Source organism: Xenorhabdus sp. XBWT (assembly GCF_059072735.1).
The window spans coordinates 3,378,540-3,396,912 of sequence record NZ_CM180990.1 but is presented as its reverse complement, the minus strand read 5'-3'; the positions used below and the strand labels follow the sequence as shown (position 1 = coordinate 3,396,912).

The window sequence follows — 18,373 nt, the reverse complement described above, 5'->3', positions numbered from 1 at the left end:
AGTATATGCCCTTCATGGGGATGGCTTCCTTCCGGCTATCAGATAGTCGGTTTATGGAAAAGGAAGTAAAAATTAAATGATGACTTGCTGTTCGTCTTACCTTGGAAAGGAAGTATTATGAACAATAATAAATTGTTAAAACATATCCCCTGGATGATATTGGGGATAATTGGTGCATTTTGTCTTGGCGTTGTTGCGCTCCGCCGGGGAGAGCACGTTAGTGCCTTATGGATTATTGTTGCTTCCGTAGCGGTTTATTTGGTTGCTTATCGGTATTACAGCCTTTATATCGCAACCAAAGTGATGAAGCTGGATGCCACACGGGCAACGCCTGCTGTCGTTAATAATGATGGGTTGAACTACGTTCCTACCAATAAAAATGTCTTGTTTGGTCATCACTTTGCAGCCATTGCAGGTGCGGGGCCGTTGGTGGGGCCTGTATTGGCGGCACAGGTGGGATATCTGCCGGGAACCTTGTGGCTCTTGGCCGGAGTGGTGCTTGCCGGTGCGGTACAGGACTTTATGGTGCTGTTTATCTCTTCCCGCCGCAATGGTGCATCATTGGGTGAGATCATCAAAGAAGAAATGGGGCGTGTACCGGGTACAATAGCCTTGTTTGGTTGCTTCTTAATTATGATCATCATTCTGGCAGTGCTGGCCTTGATTGTCGTGAAAGCATTGGCGGAAAGCCCATGGGGCGTATTTACCGTTTGCTCAACGGTACCGATCGCGCTTTTCATGGGGATCTACATGCGATATATCCGTCCGGGGAGTGTAGGTGAAGTCTCCGTGATTGGCATTATCATGCTGGTTGCTGCTATTTGGTTTGGTGGTGTTGTTGCGGCTGACCCTTATTGGGGACCAGCGCTGACTTTCAAAGATACTACCATTACTTATGCGTTGATTGGTTATGCATTTATCTCCGCATTGCTGCCAGTATGGTTAATTCTGGCACCGCGTGACTATCTGGCGACGTTCCTGAAAATTGGGGTGATTGTTGGCCTTGCGATCGGGATTGTTATCCTGAACCCTGAGCTGAAAATGCCTGCCGTAACACAATACATTGATGGTACAGGGCCAGTCTGGAAAGGCACATTGTTCCCATACCTGTTCATTACCATTGCCTGCGGTGCGGTATCTGGTTTCCATGCTCTGATTTCTTCGGGAACGACGCCTAAATTGCTGGCAAACGAAAAAGATGCACGTTTCATTGGTTATGGTGCGATGTTGATGGAATCATTTGTTGCGATCATGGCATTGATTGCTGCATCTATCATCGAGCCGGGTCTGTACTTTGCCATGAATACACCTCCGGCAGCGTTGGGTATTACCATGCCTGATTTGCATAATTTGGGCACGGCAGAAGCTCCGATGATCATGGAATCTTTGAAAGAAGTAACAACCCATGCGGCAGCGACTGTAAGTTCTTGGGGTTTTGTGATTTCACCTGAGCAAATTCTGCAAACGGCAAAAGACATTGGTGAACCCTCTGTTCTGAACCGTGCAGGAGGCGCACCAACTTTGGCGGTGGGTATCGCACACGTCTTCCACCAGATTATCCCGACAGCGGATATGGGATTCTGGTATCACTTTGGTATTCTGTTTGAAGCACTGTTTATTCTGACGGCTCTGGATGCAGGTACACGTTCTGGTCGTTTCATGTTGCAGGATCTTTTGGGTAACTTTGTACCATTCCTGAAAAAAACTGATTCCCTGATTGCCGGTATTATCGGTACTGCAGGTTGTGTGGGGCTTTGGGGATATTTGCTGTATCAAGGTGTCGTTGATCCATTGGGCGGCGTTAAGAGTCTGTGGCCTCTGTTTGGTATCTCTAACCAGATGTTGGCAGCCGTTGCGCTGGTGTTGGGAACTGTTGTACTGATCAAGATGAAACGCACCAAATACATTTGGGTAACGGTGATCCCTGCGGTCTGGCTGCTGATTTGTACAACATGGGCATTGGGACTGAAATTATTCAGTGATGATCCACGGCTCGAAGGTTTCTTATTCCTGGCGAAAGAGTATAAGCAACGGATTGCAGAAGGTGGTGCAGAATTGACTGCTCAGCAAATTAGTAACATGAACCATATTGTTGTGAACAACTATACTAATGCGGGCTTAAGTATCGTGTTCTTTGTGGTAGTGTATAGCATCATTATTTATGGTATCAAAACTGCGATAAAAGCGAGTAAAAACCCAGAGCGCACTGATAACGAAACTTCTTATATTCCAGTTCCGGAAGGTGGGGTAAAAGTTTCTTCTACGCACTGATTTGATACTTAAGTTGATGTAGACCAAGTGAATCAGTAATAGTTATACCTAATGAGTTTCGGGTTGCAGCCAACAAAGCTACAGTTTGAAAGACGAAGGGTATGTACCCCGCATAATCAGCTTTGTATTATGTGGGGTATTTTTTTGGAGAGCGATTATGTTTGGTAATCTTGGCCGGGCTGGCAAATATTTGGGGCAGGCTGCCCGCATGTTGGTGGGCGTCCCTGATTACGACACTTATGTACAGCATATGAAGGAAAATCATCCTGATAAACCTTATATGACCTATGAGGAATTTTTCCGTGAACGTCAGAATGCCCGCTATGGCGGTGATGGAAAGGGGGGTATGCGCTGTTGTTAATAAACACGGATAGTGCCATGAACAGAAAGAAAAACGAATAACCAGTGGGAAACTACAATGCAACCAATATCAGTTACAATCCTGACCGGTTTTTTGGGTTCAGGCAAAACGACGCTACTGCGTCATATTCTCAATGCCAATCATGGTTATAAAATCGCCGTCATTGAAAATGAATTTGGTGAAGTTCCTATCGATAATGAGTTGATTGGCAATCGAGCAACCCAGATCAAAACATTAAGCAATGGGTGCATTTGTTGTAGCCGTTCAAGTGAATTGGAAGATGCCCTGCTGGATTTACTGGATAGCATGGATAAAGGGCAAATCTACTTTGACCGTCTGATTATTGAATGTACCGGTATGGCTGATCCCGGCCCGATTACCCAAACTTTTTTTTCCCATGAAGTACTGTGCCAGCGTTTTTTATTGGATGGAGTTATCACATTGGTGGATGCAGTCCATGCAGAACAACAATTAGATCGTTTCTCCATTACGCAAGCTCAGGTGGGATACGCCGATAGGGTTATTCTGACGAAAACAGATATTGCTCCAGCCCATGATGCCTTAATTGAACGTTTGCAGAGAATCAACGCCAGAGCACCTATTCATAAAGTCATTCAAGGTGATGCAGATCTAAACATATTGTTCGATATTGAAGGCTTCATACTGAATGATAAGCTGACTGTTTCGACACCGATATACCGATTTGTACCTGAACAACAAAACATTATTCGGTCAATTATTGTTAATTTGCCTAACCCAGTTGAGTTATCCGACATTTCGGACTTGATGGAAGAGTTGTTACTGAGCTTCGCGGACAATTTACTGCGTTACAAAGGCATACTTGCCATCAAAGGTGAGTCTCGCCGATTACTGTTTCAAGGGGTACAACGCCTGTATAGTGCTGATTGGGACAGGGAATGGTGTACTGAAGAAGTCCGTGAGAGTATGTTGGTTTTTATTGGCATGGAGCTGCCTGAACAGAAAATTCGTGAAAAATTTGTGGAGTTGTTTGTAGAATAATGATGTGTGGAGCAATTGATTACCAAATTATAACTGCTCATTTTTTATTCATTATTGAGCAGTGAAATAGCCTGTATAAATTCGCTGCTCGTGTTTAAATAGAAACTTATATTATATATTCTAGTTATTAGGTTTAATTTTATGTAAAAATCCAACGGTTATTTTAACAAATATAAAACAATAAAAATAAAACCTATTCATAAACTGAATTTATCATAAGTATAAAATACTGACTCACGTTAGGTCATGGTGAAATAGCCTATTGTATCCACCTGCAATCTCCACAGAGTAATAAGTGGAGATTGTTGCAATAACAAGTCATGTTAGTAAAAGAAGTAGAGAAAAATAAATATTTATTTAGATTGAGTCTCCCAAATTCTGGAAAAACGCTTCACATTACTGGCGGTGTAAATCACAGTATGTGAAATGTTGCGATGTCCAAGATAATCCTGAATCAAACGTGTATCCCGACCGAGATCAGCTAATGCATAGCCACAAGCATGTCTTAACATATGAGGATGTGGAGAGACACTGACTGAAGCCTTTTTTCCATAACGTTTTAGCAATCCATAAACTTGCTGCCGTGAAACTGGCCCGGATTTTTGGGAGAGGAATACCCAAGGAGAATCCGCTTCCCGCCATTTTTGGCGAATATTAAGCCATTTCTTTAATGCTTCAATTTCTTCTGGAATCAAAGGATGTGTGGTTGAAAGACCACCTTTTAACCGTCTGATATGAATAATCGCTGAGTTTAGATCAAGATCAGATAAACGCAGATTGCACAGCTCACTTACCCTAAACCCATGAATAAAACACATTAATAGCATGCAGTAATCCCTTTCTGCGTGACGTCCTTGTTTTGTTTCTGCCAAAATTGCGTCTATTTCGTATCGGGTTAAAAATTTACGTTGCTTCATGAAATTATCATTCCTATGACATCAAATTAGATTAATTGTAAATAGCAAGGTATTTAAACCAACTGAATACAATAATCCATCAGTGTTTTTTGAATATGATTGGCAAAATACCAGATTAATTTAATTGGAATACTGCAAATAAAAAATTTGCTGCTTCTGTTTGTCTTATTTTAATGAAAATACTAATTAAGTTTGTATAAACGTGTGATATGTAATCCTTGGTGTACAGAATGGGACAATCATAAATATAATTCCACATAAAAAAACTTATCTATTGAACTTTACAACTAATTGTTCAGGTCGATTTTGTTTTTAGTTTTTTATTCTTCCAAAGTTCCTTTTAGGTGTATTGAGTGTGTATTTTTACTGCATTTAGCTAAAAAAGTAAATGATTTATCTAAGTTGTTTAGATAACGCGCTATATTTGATTGAAATATACCTTTCCCATATTATTTTTAGTGTAATATTTTGGTTTTCAATCATTAACTGGGTTTTTATTCTAATCACCATGAGGTGAACACATAATCAAAGAAAGAGTCTTAGCTAATTTAAGAGAGATGCTGGAAAATGGATTATCGTAATGTGCTTAATTTAAGTTAAATTTGTATCGTTTTTTATTATTTACATTGTATATTATTGTGGTCAAAATTTGATAAGATAATTGTTTTTTATTCAATTAGCCAAGTTTAGGTCAATAGATTACTGTAATGATTAATTAAATATAATTTCATTATTATAATGATTATTTGCTGAATTAAGTGTCGCAGAATATGGCAGGGATAAGACCAAAAAATCCACAAATAGAAAATTTTGGCCTCATCAGATTACTTCAGTAAAACTTACCTTATGCGCCGTAATTTCGATGATTTGTATATCAGTTTATTGCATGGATAAAATGACTCCACAACCGTGTGTTCTGTTTTTGAATCACATAAACAAAACTTAATAAAAAACTGATCGTAATTGGTTTTTTCAGGCACTTACCTTCTTATTATATGAACCTGTCCTATATCAGGAGAAGGCCAGAAAAGGGGAGATGCATAATAAGATCCCAGTAAAGATGATCAAGATGAGTGATACCCCTTTATAGTGATTAAGGCTAGGGACTTTGTAGACCAAATAGGTAGGGATTAGGCAGCCAACGATGCCAAATATTGGGCTACAAATGGAAGTAAAGCTCAACACTGGCGCATTCAGGATAATGGCACACCATGCCAACAAGATGGCAAAAATCATGATGCCTTTTTGCACCCATTTTTCATTGATTTTTTCGCTAGGTATCAGGCGGCTAAGAATATTCATGGCAATGCCCTGACTGGCCTCACGGAAACCGAGATAAACACCAAAGAAAGCGGTCATCACAGCGAAGATATTAAGCATGACACTAACGCCAATGACCCAGCCACCAGGAAAGAATTGAGCGGCAATCGCCAGCGCAGAAATATTTTGTTCATAGGCTTTGAGAGCTTCATCATGTCCCATTGCCAGCGTAAAAGAGACTGCATAGAAAAACACGGTACAAAATAGCACACCAAAGGAGATATTCATCGCCCTCAGTGCCTTGTGGCGGGCAACTTCGCGATTTTGTTCACGATTGCGATAAGAAATCACCATCGGACTTAACGTTTGAATGAACAGAATAGAGGTAAGTGTAAAAGGTAATGTAATAATGGCTTGTTTGATCAATAGCCCGATAGGGGGTAATGCCCCGATATTATACAAATGCCACATGCCTATCATGGATAACCCCAAGGATGCGACAACAAATAATTTTGTCATTACCATCAGGCTGGATATCTTGAACAGTAATTGTTCACCTCGAGAGGAAATAGCGACTAAAACACAGATTAACACCAACCCATAAAATGGATTTTTAGACATTAATTCATCGGTAACGCCAAATGTTTGCAGATAAGACGCACTATCATTAGTTATGGCGATGGAATAAACAAACATCCAGATCACCAGCATAATAAAATAGAGCACTCCCAATAAAATGCCCCAGTTTTTACCGAGATACCCACTGATAACACTGGGATAATCCTTGCATTCCGGTGACTCTGCGAGGGTGTTGATGAAAAGTCGCTGAAAAAGATACATGGCGGGGTAACCAATAACGGAAGAAAGCAGGAAAACCCACAATCCCATCAGCCCAACCTGAACAGGCAGGAAAACAATTCCAGCCCCGATAGCCATGCCAATACTCATGATGACCCAGCCCATATCGGTACGATCGAATAGTATCGCTTTTCTCCATTCGTCTTCTGTCAAATTGGCTCGTTTGGCAGCCAGAGATAAGTGGGGTGTGACATCATTGTTTTTTATTGCTGTTTTCATAATAGCTCTTGCTTACATCTTTGGTGTTGTAATAGGTATTGAACAGGTACAGGGAGAAATACAGCACGTAAACACTAAATAACCACTTTTTTAGTAATGAAATTATCGTGTGTTGATAGGAAATATTCTGAGGAGAAGAAATTTCCCTCACCATTCCATCTGATACGACTTTTGAGAGAACAACCTCTTCAATAATGAAAAAATCGCTATTTATTGTTTTCAATGAGAAATCACAAAGGGAAACTGTGCAAAAAAGTTGTGTACTTTATCATGCATGCATCTGTTCAATACATCCCATCAGTATAAAATCCTTTTTATTTTTAATATTATGCTGTAATTCAGCATATTAATCTAGAATTTTTTATCAGTGAAATTGAGCAATACGTGATTATAATTGAGTATATTAATTAGAAATAAGAGCGCATATTCAATCAATATGCCATTCTACTATTGTGGGTTTTGTTATCTGCTGAGATGTTTAACACATTGGAATAGGTATTTGTTTTAAAAAAATGGACTTAATAGTTTTCTCATTTACTCATGCATATTCTTATGGAAGATTTTTAATGTTTCACAATGATTATTTTGAAAAGTAATTAAATGACTCTTTGTGGAATAAATGATAATCCATAGGATTTTATTGTTCTACAAATAGCATCAGTTTTATTTTTTGCTATTTACTTATGAAGATTATTGGGGTTTATGTGATATTTCTATCAAGAGTATGGGGTTTGTCTGTCGTAACTATGATATCGATGATGTCTATATTTTTATCGTTAGGAGAGAAATGTCAATTTAATTTTTATGCTATTTTTCAATAGGATGATGGGTATTTAAGTGACAAGCGATAAGTTTTGTATGTTAATTAGTCTGTTATTGACAATTAAAGTGGATTGTTCTTGGTGATCTTTTCATTGTTTTATTGAATAACGAAAATTGGAATTAACTCTCCAGATAATCCTTCAGCGAATATTCAAAACAGTGTTAAACGGATAATTCCTTTACAAAGCAATGGGATTAATGCCAATGATATATTGGCACGGTGAATGGAAAGTATACATTTGTATTTAATTAAATAGACTTTTCCTATAACAATATTTATTATTCTGTGGTTTTATGCTATCGGTATACGCCTGTATACCCCTTGGCTTTCACATTGCTGCTTTGTTGATTATGCAGCAATGTGAAAGCCAAGGGGTAGATAAGAAATCGGACAGGCTTATTTGATCATTCATTCAGGAAGACATAATAATGAAAAGCAAACTCACATTAGCCTCACTTTGCCTGGCTTCTCTTATGTTGGCTGGGTGTGCGACAGAATCTTCGTCAACACTACAAGTACAAAAAGTTTCTTCTTATAAAACTACCTATACCGGAATTCGTAGCCCAATTGCGGTAGGTAAATTTGAAAACCGCTCAAGCTACCAGAACGGTATTTTTTCTGATGGTATTGATCGTTTAGGAAATCAGTCAAAAACGATACTCGTAACCCACTTACAACAAACTAGCCGTTTTAATGTACTGGAACGTACCAATATGGCTGAATTGAAAGCGGAAGCGGGTTTACAAGGCAAAACTCAGAAATTAAAAGGGGCTAATTACATTATTACGGGTTCGGTAACCGAGTTTGGTCGTAAAGAAGTGGGCGACCATCAATTATGGGGCATTTTAGGACGCGGTAAATCCCAGGTTGCTTATGCAAAAGTGATGCTGAACGTAGTGAATGTAGAGACTTCTGAAGTTGTGTTCTCTTCCGCGGGAGCAGGAGAGTATAAACTGTCCAGCCGTGAAATCATTGGGTTTGGCGGTACTTCCAGCTACGATTCTACCCTGAACGGCAAGGTATTGGATTTAGCGATCCGCGAAGCAATCAATGATCTGGTGGCTGGCATCGAAAATGGTGCATGGAAGCCGGCTAACTAATTTTGTATGGGGAAGCGAGTTACATGTCTTCGATGAAAAAGACGGGAATGTTGTTGGGAATACTATTGTTGGCAGGATGTGTCAAAGCACCTAAAACCCTGTATGTATGGGGTGATTATCAGCCAACTCTGTATCAATATTATCAGCAGGATAAAACAGGGCCACAAGAACAGCTTCAGGCATTGCAGAAAGTTATCGAACAAGCCAAGGCTAAAGATAAGCCTGTTCCACCTGGGTTACATGCTCAAATGGGGCTGCTTTATAGCACAACGGGTAATATTGAGGATGCTTTCCAGCAGTTTGATATAGAGAAAAAACTGTTTCCAGAGTCAGCACCTTACATGGATTTTCTGTTGAGCAAGAATAAAGGAGCTAAATAATGAACCGTTTTTTGGGGGCAATCGGTGCCTTATTATTATTGGTACTGACTGGATGTGTCCAACATAAACCGTATGATTATTCAGCACTGAGAGAAAGTAAACCTAAATCCATTTTGGTTCTGCCTGCCGTGAATAAATCGGTAGAGGTGCAGGCTTCTGGCAGCTTAATCTCTCAGGTCACTTATCCATTGGCGGAATCAGGCTATTATGTTTACCCCGTTGCGGTAGTTGAAGAAACATTCCGTCAAAATGGGATGAATGAAGCGCAGGATATCCATAACCTCAGCTATAAGAAACTGCATGATATTTTTGGTGCAGACTCCGCTCTTTATCTGACTATCACTGACTACGGTACACAATACCTAATTATAAACAGCGATACTCGTGTCAGTGCGACAGCCCGTTTGGTTGATTTGCGTACAGGCCAATCACTGTGGAGTGGTGTTGCGACGGCGTCTTCCACAGAGAACGATAATTATTCCAGCGGTGGTTTGGTTGGAATGCTGATATCGGCGGCTATCGCCCAGATTGCGAATACTGTCACGGACAAAGGTCATAATATCGCAGGTATTACCAGTAATCGTCTGTTAGGTGCAGGAGGGAATGGTCGTTTGCTGTATGGACCTCGTTCAGAGTTCTATGGTAAAGAACAGTTATAAATTTTTACTGAATAAAAAAATGCCGCAGATATATTTGCGGCATTTTTTTATTATGGTGTTTAAATCAGACATCCAATCGCTTGGTTTGCCATTTTTTAGATTTCCAGCGCCAGGCGTTAACTAACCCTCGAATCCATTCATCGCAGAAAAATCCGATCCAGATCCCCAAAATTCCCATGCCCATCGTAATTCCGAGAAAATAACCGACAGGAATAGAGATACCCCACATAAAAATCATCGCGGTATAGAGTGGGAAACGGGCATCGCCAGAAGCACGCAAAGCATTGACCATCACAATATTGAAAGTACGTCCCGGCTCCAGAAAGACGGAAAGCAGGAACAGTGGAAGCAGCAGCTCAATAATCTTCCTGTCTTCCGTCATGATCTCAAGGAGAGGCTCCCTGAAAATCCAGAACGCCAAAACAACACCGACGGTAACAATAACACCTATCCGCAGGCTTTTTAGCCCTCTAATATAAGCATCCTCGAAGCGTTTTGCTCCGACAAGGTGACCGACCATAATTTCATTGCCGATACTGGTTGAAATACCAAACAGCATAATGAACAGCGATAACTGAAAATATAGCGTTTGCGCTGCCAGAGAAGTTTCTCCCATCAAACCAATAAATGCTTGCGCAGTCATATATTGCAGTATCCACACCAGGTTTTCACCAGCGGCAGGCAAACCGATATGCAGAATTTTGTTCAGCATATTTCTAGACCAGTGTATAAGCAATTTGAACTCTAGTTTGATTCTCAGGCCGTAGAACAGTAACCCGCAAAGTAAAATAACCGCAACAGTACGACCAAATACCGTAGACCATGCCACGCCTTCCAGCCCATATTGAGGTAATCCGAAGAATCCGTATAGAACAATCATATTGCCGACAATAGTGAGCAAGTTGGCAATTAACGTGACATACATGGCTGTTTTTGACTTGCCATAAACCCGTAAACAGGCCGCCAGAATAATCGAAATAGCTTCAGGTATCAGGCAAATACCGAGAATATGCAAATACGCGAATCCATCTTCCCTCAGATTTTCCGGCAGATTCATGATATGCAGGATCTTATAACCGAAAAAAACCGTGATCAGCGCACAACTGAAACCCAGCACAAAATTAAACGCAATGGAAATATGAATTGCCTGACTGGCTTTATCACGTTTTCCTGAACCCAGATATTGTGCAATGACAACACTGCAACCCACGCTAATAAAGTTGAAAATAGTAATAAAGAGATCAAAAACATGATTACCTACACCCATTGCAGCGAGATAAGAAGAAGAAATATGGCTGACCATATATGTATTGATCAATAACGTCGCCATATGCAGAAAGATATCAATGAAAATTGGCCAGCTTAATGAAAAAAGCGAGCGATCAACAACATCAGACTGATGCATTGTGAAAACCTATTATTAGAAGTGAAATTAATGGTCTTTTTGCGGTGTGACATACCCAGAAAGTGTAGATGATTCTACAGGGTTTAGTGATGAGTTGATAGGCAGAATAGATGATTTATCATTGTGAATTGCGAAAAATTTAGTTAGGAAAAAAACTCCTGTGCTAATTGCCGCAGGAGTTTGGTATTGTGGAGAGATTATCTAAAGATAATCTAACGAATGGCTAATTATTGTTGTTTTATCATTTAACCAGTTTGTTAATTTCAGTGTTAATATTTTTGCTATTAATGGGAAGTTCTGATGTTTCCTGATATTACAGTTTAATTAAACTATCTATGCTTTTTTAGGTTAGTACAACCATGTTTGGCAATTGAATTTTCTTTAATTAGGATATTTGTCCTATTAAATTATTGTGATTATTTCCTTATATAAATTAATAACTTGATGGAAAAATTCGGGTGAATTAATATAGTGAGGACTCTTGATTAGTCTCCTGTTTTCAGTTTCAATAAAGTTAACTGCAAAAACATCAATAATCTCTTGGATTGCTTCAGGATCCCAGAAGAGATTATCTTTGAAATCTAATGTTGAAAATCCTTTTTCAGAAATAAGGGAAGATATGTTTTTTACTTTAACCTACCCTTATTTTTCTCCTTCCAACATAAACATTCCGATTGGATGGATTTCCAGATAATAATCTTCGCCCACCCTTGGTTGCAATTGTGTGGCATTGACTTGCAACAATAGTGTTTGTCCGTTCCAATCAACCGTCACCTCATATTGTGATCCCATATACGCGACGTGATTAACTTTGCAACGTTGGCTTTCACATCCCTGCTGATTCAGTGTAATTGCTTCAGGGCGAACACCAACAGTAATTGATGTTTGTGTTGTTGTGAAATTAGCGGGACGTGGTAGACGATTTTGAAAAATATCTATGTAGTCAGAACCTTGTATCGCAGGGAAGATATTGGCATCTCCCATAAAATTGGCCATAAATTTTGATGCAGGTTGGCGGTAAAGCTCTTGTGGTGAGCCAATTTGTATGATCTTTCCCTTATTCATAACCAGCACGGTATCAGAAACTGCAAAAGCTTCAGTTTGGTCATGCGTAACATAGAGTGAGGTAATGTTGAATTGTTGCTGTAATTCACGGATTTTCTCACGCATACTGCGGCGCAGGTTAGCATCAAGATTGCTGAGAGGTTCATCGAATAACAGAACCTTGGGTTTCAGGATAAGTGCACGTGCCAAAGCAATACGCTGTTGTTGCCCTCCGGAGATCTGATCAACATAACGATGTTCAAACCCGCTCAAATCCACCAATTCCAAGGCTTCTTGGACTCGTTCGCGGATCTCTGCTTTTGGTCGCCCCAGCATTTTCAATCCGAAACCAATATTTTCTCCCAATGACATATGTGGAAAAAGGGCATATGACTGGAATACCATGCAAATATCCCTTTGTTGGATAGAACGGTCAGTAACATCTTCTCCATCGATGAAAATGTTACCTTCAGTCGGTTTCTCTAATCCTGCCACTAATCTGAGCACGGTCGTTTTACCACACCCTGATGGTCCTAATAAAGTGACCATACTCCCTTGAGAAATAGATAAATCTAGTGAATCAATGACGGTGTTATCACCGAAACGTTTGATCACATTTTTTAATTCGACAAAATGTTGCTGAGTCATATTATCACTCCGTGATTATTGGGTATTTTGGGCTTTTGAGCGAGAAACACGCGTTTCGCCAACTAAATAGTCAAATAAGAAAATGACCGCCAGCATGACTACAATAAGAATGGAGCCATATGCGATAGCTAAACCATACTCGCCATCTTCAACTCGATTCAAAATATAAGCTGTTGCTACACGCGTATCGGGGGTTACCAAAAATATGATGGCACTGACCGTGGTAATAGCACGGACAAAGCTATAAATCAGCGCAGATAAGATAGCCGGACGTAAAAGTGGCAATAGAATATAAAGAATGGTTCTCATTGAGCCAGCCCGTAAGCTGAGAGAGGCTTCGTCCAGTGATTTATCGATTTGCCCAAGTCCGGCAATACCTGCACGAATGCCGACGGGAACGTTTCGCATAGTCATGGAGATGATGATTATAAATGCAGTACCTGTCAGATAGAATGGCGCATTATTGAATGCCAGAAGATAAGATATCCCTGCCACCGTACCAGGAACAGCAAAACAGAGCATAGTAGTAAACTCAATGACTTTCTTGCCTCGGAATTGTTGGCGCACCACAATATAAGCGATTAATAGCCCAAAAATAGCGGTAATTGGTGCAGCAATACCCGCATACAGTAATGTATCCAGTAGAGAGGGCCATGCACCGTCACTCATTCCCTGACCAAATAATTTGATGAAATTATCCAGTGTAAGTGTGTAATCCACTCCCCAGTTTACGGTAAAACTACCATAGAAAATGCTGCCATATAGCAGGATATTAAACGTTACCCAGATAAACAGGGTAGTACAAACGATCCAAGTCAGTGAGGATGGCAAAGGCTGTATATCTCCACGGTAGGATTTACCGGAAACGGTGACATAGGAACGTTTACCTATCCACATATATTGGACACAGAAAACTAAAAGCGAGAAAACCAGTAGTGATGCACCTAATGTACTGGCAGCATGATAATCAAGCTGTGAACCTGTAATGTAGAAGTAAATCTGAGTGGCGAGTACATCAAAGTTACCACCCAAAACTAATGGATTACTGAAATCAGCCAAAGATTGAACAATGACAATCAAGAAAGCATTAGCGAGGGCAGGTTTCAGCAGGGGTATAAAAACATGTAAGAAAGTTTGGTAGCGGTTAGCTCGCAGAGTATAGGAAGCCTCTTCCAGAGAAGGATGGATTGTCTTGATGGCACCATCCAAGATCATAAATGCCATTGGTGTAAATGCCAGTACTTGGGCAATCCAGATTCCGGTAAAACCATATAACCAGTTAGTATTAGTTAAACCAAACCATGTAGAAAGAAATTCCGTGATATAACCGGAACGTCCCATCATTAGTGTTACACCTAATCCGACAACAAATGGTGGTGTCACAATCGGTAAGATAGAGAATACTCGCCCAATGATAGCTGAGCGTTTAGCAATTCTGGCAGTGTAAATTGCCAGTACCAATCCAAAAAACGTACAACCCAGCCCCACAGCAACGGAAAGCAGTACAGAGTTGGCGATAATTTTCAGGATATGGGGTTGCCCAAGTATTGATAGAAATTCAAGTGGTGCGAAATTACCGGACTCATCCGTAAACATGGGGATGAAGATGGCAATGCTGGGAAAAAGAATAAATACGCCAATCAATGCAATGATAGACACCAGAGAACCGATGACGAAATTATCACCACCAAGCCATTCCAGTCGGGAAAGGGAGAGAGTAATGATTGCACCCAAAGCGATAAACAGACCAACTGTGGCATAACCAAGCCCACGATCACTTAATGTTGCACTAATGATAATGAACAATATACATAATAGGGTATATCCTGCATTAAAATAGTGGCGCTGCTGTGTGTCACATGTGGTGGAAAAACGTGGGCGAAATAACAATATTGATGGTAGCAGAAACCATAATATGCTGATATTGATACTGTACCAGCCGTAAGCTGACAATAATTCTTCTTGTGTAGAATCAAAAAGGCCGTAATCCAGGCTCCATGATGGCAGCAAGGCAAATGACAGCCATGCCAGCATAACCCACCAGAAAACAGAATCCCGAACCTGCTTGTGTAGCAAAGTAAGGGTATGAGACATAATTCCCCCAATAAATTTTATAAAGAAAGTACATAAATTACATGCTCAGGCAGCGAACATATGTTTATGGTTCGTTGCCCGAATAGATTTTATTGATTATTTGGGGTTATTTTCTCATTTTGACTTCAGTGAGCCATTTATTGATCAGACTCTTACGTATTTCATTGGAACCATATTTATCTATATCATAATTGATAAGGTTCAATTCAGCGGGGTTCAGTGTCATAGGGGAGGACTCAGCCGTAATATTGGTGAGGATCTGGTAAGACTGACCTTTTTTCCAACTTAGTTCTTGAGCTTCTTTGGAAAGTACCCAATCAACAAACAATTTGGCGTTATCCATATTGCGAGCATTTTTGATGATGCTGACACCACCGATTTCATAGCCAGTGCCTTCACAGGGGGCAATCAGTTTCATAGGGGCGCCATTTTCAACTTCCAGTGAGTAATCATGCAGGAATCCAATCCCAATAGCTGTTTCACCACGTGCAGTATTACGGGCGGGAGCAATACCTGATTTAGTGTATTGGGAAATATTGCTATTTATTTTTTTTAAGTAATCAAAAGCTTCGTTTTCTCCCCATAATTGGATGAATGTTGCAAGTGCAGTATAAGAAGTACCGGAACTTTGCGGATCAGCAATTTGGATTTCACCTTTATATTCAGGTTTGGTCAGATCTTTCCAGCAGGTTGGTATAGGCAAATTTTTTTCTTTCAAGCGCTCTGTATTCACACCAAAACCTAAAATCCCCATATAAACCGCAGAAGTGTAATTACCTTTGCGTTTTGCGGGATCGCGGAACTGAGGCATTATTTGAGATAGATTGGGTGACTGATAAGGTTGAAGAAGATCTAGCTCACCTGATTGAGAGTGAGGGTCGAGTGTACCGCCATACCATACATCTGCTTGTGGGTTACGTTTTTCTGCTTCGATTTTGGCTAGTGTGCTACCTGTTCCGTTGCGAATAAAAGTGGTTTTGACATTATATTTCTCTCCAAATGCACGTGTTTCTATTTCACATAGTGCATTGGTACCACTGCAATAAACAATTAACCGACCTGCTGCTTGGGCATTACTGGTTAGGGTGATGGCTGCTAATCCTACTGCGATGAGTGCAGTCAGATAATTGAGTTTCATTAACAATGTCCTTATGTTCAGTATATCTACTTAGGGTGAATTAATTGAATATTAATAAACGAAATTCTTACTGTTAATTTGATTTAAAAATAGAGTCCTGCTAATTCATTCGTATAGTATCATGATGAGGTTAATCATTTTATGCAAATGAATAGAGTGAATTTGCAAACCAGATAACATTTTTAATGGTCTTCACTGAGTAGAGTTTTATTTTAAAAGGATTTTTGAATATTAAATGTTAATTTAATTTTTTATAATTTATTGATTAATAGGATTTTATTTTGATTTTTGTTGTTTTTTTAATGGGTGTAATTAGTTTTGGGTTTGGTTTTAGAATGTCTATCCATTTTGGAAAGAAAGGATGTGTTAAAAAATATTATTTTAAATTTTATGTATAAGTAAGACTATTTGATGCCTTATTTTTATGCTAATCACCTAGTAATAGGTATTGAAATTAAAAATTATTTTAAAATATCTATGCTTGATGTAATATTTAATGTTTAGGTGGTTGCAAAATACTCTTCAATTTATAGTAATACTTCTCTGTGGAAAAAAACATCAACTAAGTAAAGGCAAAATTTAAATCATACAAAGGGAAATATAAAGTGAAATTTGAAGAAATAGCATTCCAAAATTGTATATCACTTCCTTACGCTTCGTATGGTGAGGTGAGGGTATCACTATTATGAAAACCTGTTTATGACAAGATGGTTTTATTTGTCATGCTAAAGTGGTTTTTAGCCTTTATTTGATAATAGAAGCGCATAAGATGCAAAGGGATCGACACTCATGACTTCTATTTTTAACTCTATACCAAATTCGTCAGATGTGAGTAATAACCTGTAAGATAGTGTTCTTGTCAAGGTATATTATCATATTTATTAATATCTGTTATTAAAATCGGCATTAGCAATAAACCCATTAATGCAGCGGCAAGAGTAAGCAAAGCAAACATTCCAGACCAGTCATAGTGGTTAATTATCTGGCTCAATGGCCAACCTGCAATGGCTGCACTAAGATAGGCATATAGGCCTAAATACCCAGTAACCGTGCCAGCAGCTTTCTTGTGACAATGTTCTGTTGCTGCTAGTCCAATTAGCATTTGTGGGCCGAAAACAAAAAAACCAATACTGAAAATACAAGTAGATAGTAAGATGTAATTTTGTATAGGAATAAGCCAAAGTGCGGTTACTGAAAAAAATAATCCAATAGAAAACAGCAAAATCATTGGTACTCGTCGGCTCCGAAAGAATATATCAGATCCCCACCCTGAACAAAATGCTCCTAACAGTCCACCTAGTTCAAATAGTGAAAGGGTAATATTAGTATTGAACAAATTAGCACCATGTTTTTCTGATAACCAAAGATTTCCCCAATCATGTATTGCGATTCTAATGAAATAGACCAAAATGTAGGAGCATCCCAGAAGCCAAATAGTGCGATTAAATAGAATAGTTTTTTGTAGAATTTTCATCATTGGCATTGGCGGAGATAATCGTTCTTGTCTCAGTTCCATTTTATCTTGGCGCCAGGTTCCAATACTTGGTAAATTATGCTCCTGTGGTATTCCTAGTAACTGTTGGCATAACCAGATTCCTAATATAATGCTAATAATCCCTGGTAGCAGTAATGCAACTCTCCAGCTATAATCTGTTAAGAATGTTGATAACAGTGTCAGAAGAATTCCGCTTATATTTATAGATATGTTCCAACACCCCCACCAAAATCCTCGTTCATTGTGTGAATACCAGTGAGTCAGTAATCGGGCGCAAGGAGGCCAACCCCATCCCTGAAAAAAGCCATTTAGTGTCCAGACAATTAACAAAGCTGTTAATGATGAGCAAAATGTAAAAATGATATTAAGTATTCCCGTAATCAATAATCCTGCCCCCATGAACCAGCGATAGCCAGTATGGTCATGAAAAACGCCTGATACAAATTTTGAACAACCATAAGCAAGATAAAATAGACTTGCTATCCAACCGATATCATCCTTATTTAGAGTTAGCTCTACTTGCATTTCAGGCATAGCAATATTCAAACTTTTACGTGTTAGTTGAAACGCAGCATAACCAACAATCATTGATATCAATAGATAGTTTCTCCAATAGCTATAATTATGAGAAATCTGGTCATTGCTATTGGATTGCATAATAAATCTCCATGAAAATAAATA

General features: G+C 39.3%; 13 protein-coding genes and 1 pseudogene. 6 read left to right on the top strand and 8 right to left on the bottom strand.

Annotation, left to right across the window (positions count from 1 at the left end):
• The first annotated feature begins 117 nt into the window (after positions 1 to 117).
• From AC5JQI_RS14795 to yjiA, 3 genes are all read left to right on the top strand, one after another.
• Positions 118 to 2,271, top strand: a complete 2,154-nt coding sequence (locus AC5JQI_RS14795; RefSeq protein WP_493912720.1) for a carbon starvation CstA family protein — start codon at positions 118 to 120, stop codon at positions 2,269 to 2,271.
• 157 nt (positions 2,272 to 2,428) lie between these two features.
• On the top strand, positions 2,429 to 2,632 hold the full coding sequence (locus tag AC5JQI_RS14790) for a YbdD/YjiX family protein (RefSeq protein ID WP_047962587.1): 204 nt from the start codon (positions 2,429 to 2,431) through the stop codon (positions 2,630 to 2,632).
• A 57-nt stretch (positions 2,633 to 2,689) separates the two neighbouring features.
• The gene (gene yjiA, locus AC5JQI_RS14785) at positions 2,690 to 3,652 is read left to right on the top strand and encodes a GTPase (protein WP_493912719.1); all 963 of its coding nucleotides are present in this window, start codon (positions 2,690 to 2,692) and stop codon (positions 3,650 to 3,652) included.
• 353 nt (positions 3,653 to 4,005) lie between these two features.
• Here yjiA and AC5JQI_RS14780 read toward each other — a convergent pair.
• Positions 4,006 to 4,572 (bottom strand): annotated as a pseudogene (locus AC5JQI_RS14780) (tyrosine-type DNA invertase); the annotation flags it as partial.
• A gap of 1,008 nt (positions 4,573 to 5,580) precedes the next feature.
• The gene (locus tag AC5JQI_RS14775) at positions 5,581 to 6,906 is read right to left on the bottom strand and encodes an SLC5/6 family protein (protein WP_493912718.1); all 1,326 of its coding nucleotides are present in this window, start codon (positions 6,904 to 6,906) and stop codon (positions 5,581 to 5,583) included.
• A 1,251-nt stretch (positions 6,907 to 8,157) separates the two neighbouring features.
• Between AC5JQI_RS14775 and AC5JQI_RS14770 the strand changes: the two genes are divergently transcribed.
• Genes AC5JQI_RS14770 through AC5JQI_RS14760 form a run of 3 tightly spaced genes read left to right on the top strand, consistent with a single transcriptional unit; the run spans position 8,158 to position 9,868 of the window.
• On the top strand, positions 8,158 to 8,829 hold the full coding sequence (locus AC5JQI_RS14770) for a CsgG/HfaB family protein (RefSeq protein ID WP_237386856.1): 672 nt from the start codon (positions 8,158 to 8,160) through the stop codon (positions 8,827 to 8,829).
• 23 nt (positions 8,830 to 8,852) lie between these two features.
• Positions 8,853 to 9,209 carry a DUF4810 domain-containing protein gene (locus tag AC5JQI_RS14765; RefSeq protein WP_493912717.1) on the top strand — a complete coding sequence of 119 codons (357 nt, stop codon included), beginning with the start codon at positions 8,853 to 8,855 and terminating at the stop codon, positions 9,207 to 9,209.
• A complete protein-coding gene (locus AC5JQI_RS14760; protein ID WP_493912716.1) occupies positions 9,209 to 9,868 on the top strand; it encodes a DUF799 domain-containing protein in 660 nt (219 codons plus the stop codon). The genes AC5JQI_RS14765 and AC5JQI_RS14760 overlap by 1 nt, the downstream gene beginning before the upstream one ends.
• A 64-nt stretch (positions 9,869 to 9,932) precedes the next feature.
• On the opposite strand, the gene AC5JQI_RS14755 is transcribed toward AC5JQI_RS14760, so the two are convergent.
• From AC5JQI_RS14755 to AC5JQI_RS14730, 6 genes are all read right to left on the bottom strand, one after another.
• A complete protein-coding gene (locus AC5JQI_RS14755; RefSeq protein ID WP_237386853.1) occupies positions 9,933 to 11,273 on the bottom strand; it encodes an MATE family efflux transporter in 1,341 nt (446 codons plus the stop codon).
• A gap of 402 nt (positions 11,274 to 11,675) precedes the next feature.
• Positions 11,676 to 11,882: a hypothetical protein gene (locus tag AC5JQI_RS14750; RefSeq protein ID WP_493914697.1), complete on the bottom strand. Its 207-nt coding sequence runs from the start codon at positions 11,880 to 11,882 to the stop codon at positions 11,676 to 11,678.
• A gap of 33 nt (positions 11,883 to 11,915) precedes the next feature.
• Complete coding sequence (gene fbpC / locus AC5JQI_RS14745; RefSeq protein ID WP_493912715.1) at positions 11,916 to 12,965, bottom strand: ferric ABC transporter ATP-binding protein; 1,050 nt, start codon at positions 12,963 to 12,965, stop codon at positions 11,916 to 11,918.
• Positions 12,966 to 12,980: 15 nt separating this feature from the next.
• Positions 12,981 to 15,059 carry an ABC transporter permease gene (locus tag AC5JQI_RS14740; RefSeq protein ID WP_493912714.1) on the bottom strand — a complete coding sequence of 693 codons (2,079 nt, stop codon included), beginning with the start codon at positions 15,057 to 15,059 and terminating at the stop codon, positions 12,981 to 12,983.
• A gap of 106 nt (positions 15,060 to 15,165) precedes the next feature.
• Positions 15,166 to 16,197: an ABC transporter substrate-binding protein gene (locus AC5JQI_RS14735; RefSeq protein ID WP_493912713.1), complete on the bottom strand. Its 1,032-nt coding sequence runs from the start codon at positions 16,195 to 16,197 to the stop codon at positions 15,166 to 15,168.
• Positions 16,198 to 17,056: 859 nt separating this feature from the next.
• Positions 17,057 to 18,349, bottom strand: a complete 1,293-nt coding sequence (locus AC5JQI_RS14730; protein WP_493912712.1) for an MFS transporter — start codon at positions 18,347 to 18,349, stop codon at positions 17,057 to 17,059.
• Positions 18,350 to 18,373 lie beyond the last annotated feature (24 nt).